This window comes from Nitrosospira sp. CT, from assembly GCF_059489795.1.
In genome coordinates, this window is the sequence record NZ_JCAHZJ010000021.1 from 1 (window position 1) to 13,448 (window position 13,448).

12 protein-coding genes and 1 pseudogene are annotated in these 13,448 nt (G+C 53.5%); 6 read left to right on the top strand and 7 right to left on the bottom strand.

What is annotated here, in order from left to right:
- Together AC52W5_RS03835 and AC52W5_RS03840 are read right to left on the bottom strand one after the other, a co-directional pair.
- Nucleotides 1–198: hypothetical protein (locus AC52W5_RS03835; protein ID WP_495670057.1), on the bottom strand; the 198-nt coding region annotated here is incomplete at its 3' end.
- 16 nt (nucleotides 199–214) lie between these two features.
- Nucleotides 215–361 (bottom strand): annotated as a pseudogene (locus tag AC52W5_RS03840) (DUF927 domain-containing protein); the annotation flags it as partial.
- Nucleotides 362–614: 253 nt separating this feature from the next.
- On the opposite strand from AC52W5_RS03840, the gene AC52W5_RS03845 reads away from it, so the two are divergent.
- The 4 genes from AC52W5_RS03845 (at nucleotide 615) to AC52W5_RS03860 (ending at nucleotide 7,498) form a co-directional block, all read left to right on the top strand.
- Nucleotides 615–1,130 (top strand): DUF1269 domain-containing protein, encoded by a 516-nt coding sequence (locus AC52W5_RS03845; RefSeq protein WP_495670038.1) that lies wholly within the window; start codon nucleotides 615–617, stop codon nucleotides 1,128–1,130.
- Between the two features lie 230 nt (nucleotides 1,131–1,360).
- Nucleotides 1,361–2,716, top strand: coding sequence for an efflux RND transporter periplasmic adaptor subunit (locus AC52W5_RS03850; RefSeq protein ID WP_495670039.1), 1,356 nt, complete (start codon nucleotides 1,361–1,363; stop codon nucleotides 2,714–2,716).
- Between the two features lie 11 nt (nucleotides 2,717–2,727).
- Nucleotides 2,728–5,979, top strand: a complete 3,252-nt coding sequence (locus AC52W5_RS03855) for an efflux RND transporter permease subunit (protein ID WP_495670040.1) — start codon at nucleotides 2,728–2,730, stop codon at nucleotides 5,977–5,979.
- A gap of 1 nt (nucleotide 5,980) precedes the next feature.
- A complete protein-coding gene (locus AC52W5_RS03860) occupies nucleotides 5,981–7,498 on the top strand; it encodes an efflux transporter outer membrane subunit (protein WP_495670056.1) in 1,518 nt (505 codons plus the stop codon).
- 132 nt (nucleotides 7,499–7,630) lie between these two features.
- Here AC52W5_RS03860 and AC52W5_RS03865 read toward each other — a convergent pair whose 3' ends face one another.
- The 4 genes from AC52W5_RS03865 to AC52W5_RS03880 form a co-directional block, all read right to left on the bottom strand.
- Nucleotides 7,631–7,810 (bottom strand): hypothetical protein, encoded by a 180-nt coding sequence (locus AC52W5_RS03865; RefSeq protein WP_177219753.1) that lies wholly within the window; start codon nucleotides 7,808–7,810, stop codon nucleotides 7,631–7,633.
- A gap of 233 nt (nucleotides 7,811–8,043) precedes the next feature.
- Entirely contained in the window at nucleotides 8,044–8,655 is a 612-nt protein-coding gene (locus AC52W5_RS03870; RefSeq protein ID WP_074975349.1) for an NAD(P)-dependent oxidoreductase, read from the bottom strand.
- A 135-nt stretch (nucleotides 8,656–8,790) separates the two neighbouring features.
- Nucleotides 8,791–8,943: a hypothetical protein gene (locus tag AC52W5_RS03875; RefSeq protein WP_495670041.1), complete on the bottom strand. Its 153-nt coding sequence runs from the start codon at nucleotides 8,941–8,943 to the stop codon at nucleotides 8,791–8,793.
- A gap of 20 nt (nucleotides 8,944–8,963) precedes the next feature.
- Nucleotides 8,964–9,170 (bottom strand): hypothetical protein, encoded by a 207-nt coding sequence (locus AC52W5_RS03880; protein ID WP_495670042.1) that lies wholly within the window; start codon nucleotides 9,168–9,170, stop codon nucleotides 8,964–8,966.
- A 319-nt stretch (nucleotides 9,171–9,489) separates the two neighbouring features.
- On the opposite strand from AC52W5_RS03880, the gene AC52W5_RS03885 reads away from it, so the two are divergent.
- Together AC52W5_RS03885 and AC52W5_RS03890 are read left to right on the top strand one after the other, a co-directional pair.
- Nucleotides 9,490–10,062, top strand: coding sequence for an NADPH-dependent FMN reductase (locus tag AC52W5_RS03885; RefSeq protein WP_495670043.1), 573 nt, complete (start codon nucleotides 9,490–9,492; stop codon nucleotides 10,060–10,062).
- A gap of 1,145 nt (nucleotides 10,063–11,207) precedes the next feature.
- The gene (locus tag AC52W5_RS03890) at nucleotides 11,208–11,633 is read left to right on the top strand and encodes a hypothetical protein (RefSeq protein ID WP_495670044.1); all 426 of its coding nucleotides are present in this window, start codon (nucleotides 11,208–11,210) and stop codon (nucleotides 11,631–11,633) included.
- A 1,000-nt stretch (nucleotides 11,634–12,633) separates the two neighbouring features.
- On the opposite strand, the gene AC52W5_RS03895 is transcribed toward AC52W5_RS03890, so the two are convergent.
- Nucleotides 12,634–13,092, bottom strand: coding sequence for a YMGG-like glycine zipper-containing protein (locus AC52W5_RS03895; RefSeq protein WP_107761736.1), 459 nt, complete (start codon nucleotides 13,090–13,092; stop codon nucleotides 12,634–12,636).
- Nucleotides 13,093–13,448 lie beyond the last annotated feature (356 nt).

The following is a 13,448-nucleotide window of genomic DNA, read 5'->3' on the forward strand; positions in this document are numbered from 1 at the left end:
TTTTTCACAAAACCTGCTTCCTGCTTGAACTGCGCTGCGTATTTTCTTCGCCTTGCCAAGACACACCTCCTGACTCATTATCAGCCTTTTTAGATGTGTCCGTGAAACCGGGGGAAAACCCGAAACACCAGGAGCGCCGGTAAAGAAGCGACGCATCTTTACCCATTCGCGCTTTGCCTTGCCCGCCAAAAAGGTCATAGAATATTTTTGCGATATCTTGCGCTGAACAGGTACCCAACTCATCAAGAATCAGAATGCAGTCATTGTGAGCCGCCGCGGTCGCTTCAAGGTCGTTTCCAGTTGTATTCCACTTGCGAATGTACGTTTCATGCGAGGCCGCTGGATCAGGTCCATTACCCAACCACCTTATACTTATTCATATAAGTCTCTTTCTGCGGGTGCTCGATCTGCTAGCTGTTTTGTTGCGCTATGAGCAGGCTTCTTTCCAACGTGTGCCACCGAACGGACGGGAAGATGGCACGGCCCTTATAACTGCTTCCAATCATTCAAGTTTCAACCCCGCTTCTATCCTGAGCTAAGCACGACTTTAAAGTGCAAGGTAAGTGCCTTTGCTTCCTTCTACCATCGAGTGGGGCCCTCAGGAGGAGAAAAAGATGTCGGAAAAAGCGGAAATAATTGTATTGGGATTCAGGGATCCCGAAGAAGCCGATCGTGTTCTATCCAAGCTTTATATGCTGCCCAGGGAATATCTGGCTGGTGAGGATGCGGTTGTCGTAGTGCGGGACGAGACAGGCTATGTTCATATCAAGCAAGGCAGCGATCTCGTCAAAGCCGGGACGAAGGATGGCTTTCTTACCGGGAGTTTATGGGGCACGTTCGTCGGACTGCTGTTTCTCGATCCCCTTGTGGGGTTCGCCGTGGGCAGCGCTCTCGGTGCCAGTACCGGTGCTCTGGCGGGCTCCCTCACTGATTACGGCATCGATGATGATTTCATCAAGTCGCTTGCTGAAACCTTCCCCAACAATTCGTCGGGACTTTTCCTTCTTTTCCATGAGGCTCAGTCGGAGAAGGTTCTGGCTGAACTCTCGGACGTGAAAGGCAAGGTACTTCGCACTTCACTCGCTCCGGAGCAGGAGAAAAGGCTGCAGGAAGCCTTAAGTGGATCATAACTCGGAACCTAATTGAGATGAAATCCGCACTGGCAATGAATCCGTCTGGCAATGATGAGCGAGGGCGGCTAGAAGACAGATCAAGGTGGCCGAGGGTAATTGAAGCAGCCTCGAATGCGAACAGGCGCAGGTGGAGGTGCTAGAACAGCAGACCTTCTGGCATACCTTCTTAATCCTAAAGAAGGGGTTGAGGACGGGTATAACATGATCCCGAAATTTCATCATTACTGATGTTCTACCCCTTCTTTTCCCCTTTGCGAACCCTGCAATACGCTGGACGAATTGCCGTCATCGTCATTTTGTCCTTTTCGGGAGGCTGCAGCGAGCCTCAGGAGGAAAAGCCCCCACCCGTTGCGGAGGTCACTGCAGTCAGCATCGAGCCTCGAGATCATCCTATCGAGCTCGAATTCGTGGCGGAGACCCGGAGTTCCCGTCACGTCGAGATTCGCGCCCGGGTCTCCGGGTTCCTGGATAAGCGCCTCTACACGGAAGGCGAGGTGGTACAGGCCGGGCAGAAGATGTACCAGATGGATCGGAAGCCATTTGAGGCGGCCTTGCAGTCGGCGGAAGGGCAGCTCGCACAGCAGCAGGCACGGCTTCAGGTTGCTGAGGCAACGCTAGGCCGGGTAAGGCCGCTTGCGGAAAAAAATGCTCTAAGCAAGAAAAATCTTGATGACGCCACAGGAGCTGTACAGCAGGCGCGGGCGGCAGTGCTTGCGGCAGAGGGGGAAGTCCGAACTGCAAAGCTGAATCTCAGCTATACGACACTTCGTTCACCGCTCCACGGGCTAGCCAGTCTCAGTTTAAAGCATGAAGGCAGCTATCTGAGTCCGGGGGAAGGTGGGCTGCTTACCTATGTGGATCAGATTGATCCTATCTGGGTCATATTCAGCGTCTCTGAAAACCAAGTGCTCAAGTACCGGAGTGAAATCGAAAGAGGTCTGCTCAAGTTTCCGCCACTCAATCTTTTTGAAGTCCAGATTACCCTTGCCAACGGCTCGTTATTTCCCCATGTGGGGCATATCGATTTCAGCTCACCTTCATTTTCTGAGGAAACCGGAACCTTTCTGGTTCGCACCCAGTTCATCAATCCTGAGGGAGTGTTGCGTCCGGGACAGTTCGTGCGCGTTCAGCTGAAGGGAGCAGTACGTCCCAACAGCATTCTGGTGCCCCAACGCGCAGTACTGCAAGGGGCGAAGAGCCATTACGTGTGGGTGATCAACAAGGAAGGCAAGGCTGACCGGCGCGACGTTGAAGTGGGGGACTGGCAGGGCGAGGGGTGGTTTATAAATCATGGATTGGTGGCAGGCGAAAGGGTTGTAGTGGATGGGGCTGTTCGGCTCTCCCCCGGAGCCGCCGTTAAAGTGGTCGATACAATGACGCCTCCCAGTGATCAAATCGGGACTAAGCCGGCAGCAGGGCACGGCACCACTCCAGCCGCTTCCATTGCAGAGCCGCCCGAAGAAGCGTCAGCCCAACCGGGCGACTCACCGTCTGCACCTGATTTGCAAGCAATTGGACCCGAAAATCGAGCGCCTCCTTCCGAAAAACAGTTCCCAGGTCCTCGAGAAAAGCCACCCGAATGACAGGCTAGTTCATGAAGATTTCCCACTTCTGTATCGACAGGCCAGTCTTCGCGTCGGTGCTCTCCATTATCATCACGCTGGCCGGCGGCGTGGCGATGTACAACCTGCCTATCGCACAGTATCCCCAGATCACACCCGTTGAAGTCTCGGTCACGGCGACTTATCCGGGGGCCACCGCCGAAGTGGCGGCGCAAAACGTTGCAGCTCCCATCGAGCAACACGTGAACGGTGCCGACAAACTGATGTATATGACGTCAGCAAGTTCGTCAACCGGCGCCATGACGCTCTCGGTCTATTTCGAGATCGACGCCAACCCGTCGCTCGCGCAAGTGGAGGTGCAGAATCGTGTAAGCCTGGCGCTCCCGCAGCTTCCCGCCTCGGTACAGAGGCAAGGTGTAGAGGTAAAAAAGCAATCTGCCTCCGTGATGATGGTCATCTCGGTCTTTTCACCGGATGAGCGCTACGAGCCCGTCTATGTTGCCAACTACACCAGCATTTTCATACTGGATGCGATCAAGCGCATTCCCGGCGCGGGCCAGGCAACCGTCATGGGGACACCGGATTATGCGATGCGGATCTGGCTGAAACCGGATCGGATGGCAGCCCTTGGCATCACTGCTGGGGATGTGCAGCAAGCGGTTGCGGCACAAAACGAGCAATATGCAGTAGGAAGTATCGGCCAGGCTCCGACGGACCGCCCCGTCGAGCAATCGTTTGCCATTACCACCAAGAGCCGTCTGACCACCCCCGCCGAATTTGACAACATCATTATCCGCGCCGCCAGCCAGGGTGTTGCGATGGTACGGCTCAAGGATGTGGGCTATGCGGAATTGGGCCAGAAGATTTACGCGGTTCGCAATACCCGCCAGGGGAAGCCTGCGACGGTGCTGGTGGTATATCAGCAGCCCGGGGCCAACGCGTTGGAAGTCTCGAAGGGCGTGCGCGCAACTTTGGAAGAAATGAAAAAATCATTTCCTCCCGGCATCGAGTACGAAATCACCATGGATACCACTGCTTTCACGCGTGCTTCCATCGCCTCAGTAATCCAGACCTTCTTCGAAGCGCTGGTGCTGGTCGTAGTCGTCGTGTTTGTGTTTCTTCAGAATTTGCGCGCCACCCTGATTCCGATCCTTGCCGTGCCCATTTCTGTAATCGGGGCGGCCAGTGGCATGGCGGCCCTCGGTTTCTCACTCAACATGCTCACCCTGTTCGGCATGATCCTGACCATCGGTATCGTGGTGGATGATGCGATTGTCGTCGTCGAGGCAGTCGAGCACAACATGAGCAAATATGGCCTGTCTGCTCGTGATGCGGCTAAGAAGGCGATGGACGAGGTAGGCGGCGCGCTGATTGCCATTGTTCTGGTGTTATGCGCTGTGTTTGTTCCGGTGGGGTTTATTCCGGGTATCACCGGACAGCTCTACAAGCAGTTTGCGATCACCATTGCAATCTCTGTTGCGCTCTCCGGTATCGTGGCCCTGACATTGTCCCCCGCGCTTGCTGCCCTCATGCTAAAACCTCGTCACGGCGAGAAACGGGGCTTTTTCAAATGGTTCGATACCTGGTTCGAGCGCATGACAGAAGGCTATATCCGCAGTGTGCGGCTCGCAATCAAGCGCTACGTTGCAGCGCTCCTACTGTTTTTCGGCATGATCGCTCTCGCCGTCGGGCTGTTCAAGCACATTCCTGGTTCATTCCTTCCCCCCGAAGACCAGGGGGTGTTGCTAGGCGTGGTATTGATGCCCGATGCTTCGGGACTTGATCGAACTGCGGAGGTCAGTCGGCATGCGACGGAATACTTCATGAAGCACCCGGCCACAAGATCCATCGTGGTCGTCGACGGCTTCAGCCTGCTCGACGGCCAGATGAAGAGCAATGCGTCCACATTCTTCGTCGGACTCAAGGATTTTGAAGAGCGCTACGCTGGCGACAATGCCGATACCCAAAGCGCGCCAGCCTTGATAGAAAGCGCCGCAAAGGCCTTCGCTCAAATACCGGGAGGTATCATCCTTCCGATCAACCCGCCCTCCATTCCTGGACTGGGGACGACTGGAGGGATGGAACTGTACATCCAGAGCAAGGGCGACAATGATAGCCAGCAGATTGCGCAGGTCATCCAGGAATATGTGAAACGAGCCCAGACACGGCCCGAGCTGACGAACATTACCTCGACCTACAATGCCTCTGCACAAGTGCTATACCTGGATGTAGACCGCGCAAAAGCGGAAACACTCGGTGTTCCTGTGGAGGAGGTATATAACTCCATGCAGACAATGTTCGGATCGCTCTATGTATCGCAATTCACAAAGTTTGCCCGCCTGTTCCAGGTGATTATCCAGGGCGAGCCCGCCTCGCGGATGAAACCGGAGGACACCAATTATCTGTATCTGCGCAGCCAAAACGGAAACATGGTCCCGCTCAACGCGGTGGCGACCGTGCGTTTTGATCGGGCACCGGACATCGTAACGCGTTTCAACAACTTCACTGCGGTAAAAATTACAGCCGAGGTTGCACCCGGTTTCAGTTCAGGAGAAGCGATTGCGGCAATGGAGCAAACCGCGGATGAAATCCTGCCAGATGATTATGGTATTGCCTGGAGCGGCCAGACTTTCGAAGAGAAAAGGGCCGGGAGCTCATCGGTGCTGGTATTCGTCTTCGGCCTGATCATGGTTTTCCTCATCCTTGCCGCGCAGTACGAGAAGTGGACATTGCCTCTTGGCGTATTGACAGCAGTCCCGTTTGCGCTGTTTGGCGCGCTGGTCGCTATTTTTCTCCGTGAGCTGAGCAATGATATCTACTTCCAGATCGGACTGACCATACTGATCGCGCTCTCTGCCAAGAACGCCATCCTGATTTTCGAATATGCGGTGATGAACCACGCACAGGGACAGTCCTTCTATGAGGCCGCTGTCAATGCAGCGCGGGACAGATTGCGTCCCATCATCATGACCTCGCTTGCTTTCACGCTGGGCTGTGTGCCTCTCGCAATTGCCACCGGCGTTTCCGCGAACAGCAAGATTTCGCTGGGCACGGGTGTAGTTGGCGGAATGTTGGGGGCAACTGTCATCGCTATATTTTTCATCCCGATGTTCTACTGGGCGATCGAAACCTTGACGGCAAGGATACGTGCGCGAATAGGTGGGGAGGACAAAACACCTCCTCCGACAGACGAATCCTCGGAAAGCAAGCTACCCGCTGATCCAGGGGGTGGCATGGAGGATGACTCCCGTAACAAACCAGGCAACAAGCCTTTGCCAGACTGACATGCGATTTCGGCTGACATTACTTGCATTCCTGCTTCCCCTAGCCCTTGTACTGCAAGGCTGCATGTTTGGTCCAAATTACCGGCGGCCGGAAATAGAAACGATGGAGAAATACCGTTTTGGAGAGAAAGTCGCGAGAGATATTGCCGACACCGCTTGGTGGGAGCAATTCGGAGACCCCATTCTCAACGAGCTGATCAGGATCGCGCTAGTTGAGAACAAGGACATACGCATCGCCACTGCGCGGATCGAGGAATTCCAGGGCCGTTATGGTGCTACTCGCTCGGAACTGTTTCCGCAGATCGGGGGAAATGCGGTGGCAGAAAGACACCGCTCCACGTCATTCATAGGGCCGATAGGGTTTTTGGGTAATATTGACCCTTACTATAGTTATTATGAGGTATCGATAAATGCGAACTGGGAGCTTGATATCTGGGGACGGATCAGGCGTCTCTCGGAGGCCGCGCGCCACCAACTGTTCGCTTCAGAGGCAGCGCGGCGCGCCACGATATTGACGCTGGTCTCCTCGGTGGCCTCGTCATACATTGATCTCCTGATCCTGGATCGGCAACTGGAAATCGCGAAGGCTACTGCAGCCACTCGGAGGCAAATGCTTGAAGTATTCCGGATGCGCTACGAAGGCGGCGTGATTTCACAACTGGAGCTGGCTCAAATTGAGTCACAATATGAAACCGCAGTCGCCGCCATACCCCCGCTTGAATCCCGCATCGGCCAGCAGGAGAACGCACTCGCAGTATTGCTCGGTCGCAATCCCGGTCCAATCGCGCGAGGACGCGAACTCGCAAAGCTTGAACTTCCCATGGTATCCGCTGGTCTTCCCTCGGAACTCCTTATGCGACGTCCTGATCTCCGTGAGGCTGAGCAGAACCTGATCTCGGCCAATGCACAAATCGGGGCTGCCCGCGCCCTTTACTTTCCACGGATTTCACTCACAGGCATGCTGGGAGTTGCCAGCACCCAGCTTGCAACTCTGTTCACCGGCCCAGCCTACATGACAGCGTTTGGCGTACTGACTTCCGTACCGATCTTTACCGCAGGAGGCATCGCAGGCCAGGTAAAACAGGCAGAAGCACGGCATGAACAGGCACTCGTGGGTTACCAGCGCGCAATCCAGATTGCGTTTCGGGAAGTTGAGGATTCCCTCATAGCCGTGCAGAAGACCCGAGCGGAGCTGGCTGCTCAAACCCGGCGGGTGGAGGCATCGCGCACGTATCTCGAGATGGCGCAACTGCGTTATGACGAAGGCTATATCAGCTTCATCGAAGTCCTTGACGCTCAACGCACTCTCTTCGAAGCCCAAACCACCCAGGCTCAAACGCGGGGAGGCGTCTTCAACTCTCTTGTCAATCTCTATAAATCGCTTGGGGGCGGATGGGTGGTGGAGGCTGACCGCATCAGAGGACAAATGGAAGCGGGTAGTCAGGAAAACAAGTCCACTCCGACAGATGGAAACCTGAGGGATACAGCGGATCATGAACGAACAAAGGCCGAACCTTGAGCGTTATTGGTGGCCATGGCTTCGGCTCATAATTTGATTACAACTGGAGGTGAAGCTGAATAGAACTCCATCATGAAAAAGGAAATTGTCATAATCGGCGGGGGTTTTGCAGGAATAAATCTAGTGAGGCATTTAGCTGATGGGCCTGGATTTCATATCACGCTTGTTGATCGCAATAACTACAACGCTTTCCCCCCGCTCTTGTACATAAGACAGTGGCAGCGGCTCGGTATATAACGCCTCCAGATCCGGCAGCAGGCTCTCCAGTCCCGCTAGTACCTTTCCAAGAGGGCTCGTGGGTTGCGTGTTCATGCTGAATTCCGTCGTCAAAAATTGACGTGAGGATAGTTGACCAGCTCATCTGAGCCCAGCTTTTTCATGCCTGCAAGCTTTTCATCAGTGGATTGGTGGCAATTACCTGCGCGCCAGGCAGTGAAGCCCCTCCTGGCATAACTTGGCAGTCTTGATACCCATGGGCTGAAATTTCCGGAAAAAAGAAAAAAGATAGAGCAGCGAAAAGCGGAGCCAGACTTTGAGCTGGACTCTCAGTAACCAACAGTGAAGCGCTGACGCGAATGCTTCGGGTTCTCCAGTTCATCGATCAGGACGATGACATAGTCTTCCATCGATATCCAACTGCGGCCTTTGTCGTCGATGAGAAGTCCGTCACCACCTATCCGATAGGTTCCGGTGCGCTCACCTGGCTCGAATTCAGCGGAGGGAGAAAGAAAAGTCCAGTCCAGTGTTTTTTCCGAGCGCAACGCCTTCAGATACTCGATACCGCCAAACGCTTCCGGCTTGTACGCTTCCGGGAATTCTGGCGTATCTACCAGCATTTTACCGGGGGCGACTTCCAAGCTGCCTGCGCCACCGACGACCAGGAGCCGCGGGACTCCCGCTTTTTTTACGGCGCTGATAACCTGGGCAGGATTTGTGGAAACAAAACGAGAGGCGCTGATAACAGCGTCATGACCTGAGAGAAGAGGGGCAAGGGTTTTGCCCTGGTTTACATCAGCCGCCTCAAGACGAAGCCCTGGCTTCGCTTCCATTTTGGAGACATCGCGTGCGATGCCGGTTACAGTATGTCCGCGTCGAAGCAATTCCGTGGTTAAACGCGATCCAACACGCCCGGTCACTCCTATCAATGCAACCTTCATATGCCCTCCGACTGGAGAAGAATTTCACTGCATACCAGATAACTGCGCCGCCTTTTTCGATTGCCTGATTACCAGGACAGGCCGGGAAAACCCTGTCAGCTCGTTGAGGAGTAGGAGAAGATCGAGAGAGGGGGTTCAGGATTCCAATCGAATAATCGGTTTGATGGTTACCCTCTTCTCACTGTCTTCCGCCGCCTGGTTGATCTGATCGAGCGTGTAGAATTTCACCAGCTTGTCGAAGGGAAAGCGCCGCTGGGTATAAAGTTCAACAAGAGCTGGTATGAACAAGTCTGGATTGCTGTCGCCTTCTATAATACCGATGATGCGCTTGCCCGCAGTATCACGCCATTCACATCGAAACTCGCTTCGGTTCCAAGCGCAGGTGCGCCCACGATGCCTGATCTTCCAGGGGCAAGGATGCCATTTGGGTCCAGAGCGACCTGCGCGATCGCATCCAGGACGAAGACCAACACTATGGGGGTTAACACGAAGGCGGAAGAACGTCCTCGTCCCATTGGTTTTTTCCTTGTCATAGCAGCACCTCCGGCACCTTTGCTCAGATCTCCTGCACGAGATCACGGGCGATGTTCATTGGTCTTTATGGATCAACATAAGGCACGGCGAAGCGAAGCCTTCATTCAATATAGACAATAAACAAGAAACCGAAGGGTTATCAACTTGCGGGAGAGATGCGGCTTGCCTATGATGATTTAAGGTTGACGTCTCGATTGATACTAGGAACTGTTGTGCTTGACTGAAGTCCCTGTGCCTGCCAGTGCTGTCGCAACACACTAGCGGGCATGATCTTTCGCACCACACAGAAAGGAGGCTTATATGAATAAGTACAAGGTGGGCTACCTCGTCGGCAGCTTCTCAAGCACCTCGATCAATAGCTTGCTGGCAAAGGCGCTCGCACGCCTGGCACCGCCTGAACTGGAATTGTCCGAAATCCCGATCACGGATCTGCCGATTTACAGCCAGGACTACGATGCTGACTTTCCGCCTGTTGCGCGTGCCTTCAAGAAGGCTATAGCCGATGTCGATGCCGTACTTTTCGTAACACCGGAATTCAACCGCTCGATTCCTGGGGGCCTTAAAAATGCGATCGACTGGGCAAGTCGCCCTTGGGGCCAGAACTCTTTCTCTCACAAGCCTTCGGGAGTGATCGGCACCTCCCCCGGTGCCATTGGTACGGCCTTGGCACAAAGCCAGCTGCGCGGCGTGTTGTGCTACTGCAATTCACCCTTGATGAATACTGTCGAGGCTCACATCCATTTCAAGCCTGGCCTTATCACGGAAGATGGGCAGGTTACCGACGAGCACACGGCTGATTTCCTGCGCAACTACATGAACGAGCTGCACGCCTTCATCGTGCGAGTGCTGACCGTACTACCCCGCCCCACTTGACGTATTGAAGTAGTCCACGATAGATACAACTGCCATTCCTCATACTCGCTGTCATGACGAGTTGGCTACGGCAGGCATCCTCGGCACGAATTTGCACGGCACTGGGCTTCCATCCTGGGGGTGCAACCACGATCGCCCTGAAGTCAATCATGCGTTTTACAGATGAAACCAACTTTCTCAAGTCCAGAAACGTCAGTAACACTCTATTGACTGGAAGTCTCCAGTCTTGCAATCAATTCCTGAGGAATCGACAGACTGACCGAGTCAAGAAGCTCATCGAGCTGCTCCCGGCTTGTCGCACTGACGATGGGGACGGTAGTCCAGTAGTCACCAGCGTATCGGGTGATAAGATTCTGCTGTTAATAACCCAACAAAAGACCTAAACACAACTGATCGGGTTTTTGACAGTTGACAGCGAATTTAGGCAAATGGCATTAATGCTGTCACTATACTCTCTAGCTCTCTATATAGTCCCATTGGCTATATTTGCATCTTTTATCTTCTTTTTTACCCTGATTTTCAGGGAATCATTGGGCCGCAGTTCAAAGCGGCATTCCATTCGTTGAAGCAATGTACTAAACTGGAATACCACGGCTTCGCTCTTTAGCGAAACGATCGGGAGGAACAGCTCGACCGTCCTGCGATGATGCTCTTCATCACGCACCGATAAAAAACTAGGGCGATAACAAATGAGAACACTAAGACTAAAACTTTTAATCCTTGTTACTCCATTTTCTCTGTTTTCTATCCCGTTATACGGGGAATCGAAAGGGGCACCGGTGGAAATCGTCGCCAAGACGTATAACCGGGTTTTGGTTCAGGCGAACAAGGATGGGCCACGGCTCGCAATCGACGATAAAGAAGCCGAAGCAAGCGCTTCGGGTAAGGAAGCAAGCCACTGCAATCAGGATAGGCAGACAAGTTTTGCCAAGGGCCGTGCAAAAACCTCCGTAAACAAGCTGAATGAAATGGGATTGGAAGTCAACCTGGAAAGTGCGGCTTTCGCGCGCGGTGGATATTTCATAACCTGCCAGGAGAGCAATCCGAGGCAATTCCCTTGCGACACGGGGGGGTGCCTGGGAAATGTCACGAACAACAAGTTGGCGAGCGCGGATGTAAGCTCCAGCGCGAGAGTGGAGCTTCGCTTGCCTACCGCTGATTCTTCGGATTACCGGATAAAAATATCAAAATCGGGTTCAAGTGATCTGGTGGCCACTTTAATGGGCCCAGATGGCAAAGAAATAAAACTGAACGAGCCGGGCGGCAAAGAACCGGTTCTACGGCGAGCAAGCAAAGGAAGTTATCACCTGAATCTTGAGCTCCCGGCAGTTGCAAGCAAGAAAGGTCAAGATAGGGAGGAACTTGAGAAATTTGCCACGGTTCGCGTCCAGTTAACCGCGCTTCCTGCTCATGAGCCCTCAAAATTGGAAACTCCAAAATCCGAAGCTTCAAAGCCTGAAACTTCAAAGCCTGAAACTTCAAAGCCTGAAACCCCGAAATCCGAGACTCCGAAATCAGAAGCTTCAAAGCCTGAAACCCCGAAGTCCGAAACTCCAAAGCCTAAAAAGTAATAAATTCTGAGCTCCACTTGAGGTTTGTCTCATTGGAGCTTGGTTGAATGGGCCACTTCGGCATTGTATTCCTGCGGGGTGGCCCACGGTGCTGGCTTCACAGACCGCTTCCCAGTGTGGGGAGACGCATTCACGCCATACCCGCGCCATACCATAATTTCCTGCACCCGCTCCGCCGTCAGGCACGCAAGGAGCAGTTCGATGAAGAGTGAAGAATTACCTTCCGACACTCCTCATGAAAAGCGCTGGCATGGATGAATGTATTCCGCCACCTACTTTCCTCTTCCCCGATGGGCAGATGTTGAATCATCAATGGTGTGGGTAAAACTTGCTGCCATCTGCTATTCAGAACAACAAAATTCTCATTCTCCTTCAACTGATCGAACTGAAACTGCTTTCCACATCTCTAATTCATAGCCTGAATAAGAAAGTTTGATCACGCGTCTGTGGGTTCTGATCGGCTGTCAACGGTTTATAACCTGTAACGTTGAAAGGGTGAGAAGGCAGAAGATAAGCGGCGAACCGCACAGATAATATGCTGGGCAAAGTACGAGAATTTACATCAGGCGAAAATGGAGGGCGAGACAATGGAAGGGGGTTTGGTCGATCTGTCCGGGTTGAGTGGCGACCCGGAAAGTGATGATAGGGCGGAGAAGCTCCTGGCACGCTGGGAAGCGGAGCTCGAGAATTCTTCGGATATGGGATCAGTTGAAGATAGGCAGCAACCGCCGATCATCCCCCGAAATCGGCGGAGTCGCGTACGGCTTTTTGATCGTCGGGCGCGGCGACAATCCGCGCGGGGCCCTGGCATTTGTTCGCATGCCCCCCACAAAAAGCGGAAGTGGAGGTGAATCGCTTCGGGTTTGAGGACACTCCAACATCATCAGCTTCATGTGTTGTTTATATGTAGTAGGCGCGACTTTACGCGTACCTGATCTACTCGCTTGCTTATTTCTCACTTATGGGGCGAGAAGGTTCAGTGTTGCGCCTTTTCTCCTTCCTATTTGCAGCTTTTCACATCCTCTGTAACGGTTTTTCCATCTTTCAGCACGACAGTTTGCCGGATAGTCTTGCAATTGCTGTCATCATCAGCGCCCACGACCTCAGCTCTCCCGCTCACGCCACTATCGGGATTGGTGAAAGTCTGGGTCTGGTTGGTTTCATACGCGCGCTGGGAAGTCTGAGCCATGCGGCGCTGATCTTCTTGCCCGAGACGTCCTCCGATTTCTGCACCCAGATAATATCCGCCCACACCGCCGGCCACAGCACCCAATATACGGCCAGCAGTTCCCCCACCCAGGTAGCTGCCAAGATAGCCGCCGCCAATGGAACCGGCAATGCTGCCCATCAAGCCGCCGGCACGCCTCGTTTCGGCGGACTGGCAGGCTGACAGGAGCGCAGCCAGGGCCAGGAGCAGTAAGCGCTTTGCCCATGTAGCTGAAATCGGTGCTTGATTCATGATTTTTCCTCCAAAATTTTGCTTCAGGCTGAATCCGGCCCTGTTCAGGTACAGTACAGCGCGATGGAGTTATCTTTGCCACGATCCTTTTACATCCCCTTGGTGTTATTAACGAAAAAGGAGACGCGAGGATGACAGCGCCTGTTCTGTTTTCTGTGGGGCGACTTTCTGCGACAATTATTATTTTCCTCTTATTCCCGGACTGCAATGAAATTCAGGAAAATAATAAGTCTTCTTACTCTGCTGGCCGTTCTTCCCGCCCTCTCGGGCTGCTGGTATCTCCTGGCGGGAGGTGCCGGTGCTTACGGCGGCTACAAGATGAAAGAGAAGGGTTATACGTTGCAGAGTCCCATCAC

Excerpts from the sequence above, each read along its gene's own strand:
- AC52W5_RS03845 (WP_495670038.1), top strand. The coding sequence starts at position 615 with ATGTCGGAAAAAGCGGAAATAATTGTATTGGGATTCAGGGATCCCGAA.
- AC52W5_RS03850 (WP_495670039.1), top strand. The coding sequence starts at position 1,361 with ATGTTCTACCCCTTCTTTTCCCCTTTGCGAACCCTGCAATACGCTGGA.
- AC52W5_RS03855 (WP_495670040.1), top strand. The coding sequence starts at position 2,728 with ATGAAGATTTCCCACTTCTGTATCGACAGGCCAGTCTTCGCGTCGGTG.
- AC52W5_RS03860 (WP_495670056.1), top strand. The coding sequence starts at position 5,981 with ATGCGATTTCGGCTGACATTACTTGCATTCCTGCTTCCCCTAGCCCTT.
- AC52W5_RS03865 (WP_177219753.1), bottom strand. The coding sequence starts at position 7,810 with ATGAACACGCAACCCACGAGCCCTCTTGGAAAGGTACTAGCGGGACTG.
- AC52W5_RS03870 (WP_074975349.1), bottom strand. The coding sequence starts at position 8,655 with ATGAAGGTTGCATTGATAGGAGTGACCGGGCGTGTTGGATCGCGTTTA.
- AC52W5_RS03880 (WP_495670042.1), bottom strand. The coding sequence starts at position 9,170 with ATGGGACGAGGACGTTCTTCCGCCTTCGTGTTAACCCCCATAGTGTTG.
- AC52W5_RS03885 (WP_495670043.1), top strand. The coding sequence starts at position 9,490 with ATGAATAAGTACAAGGTGGGCTACCTCGTCGGCAGCTTCTCAAGCACC.
- AC52W5_RS03895 (WP_107761736.1), bottom strand. The coding sequence starts at position 13,092 with ATGAATCAAGCACCGATTTCAGCTACATGGGCAAAGCGCTTACTGCTC.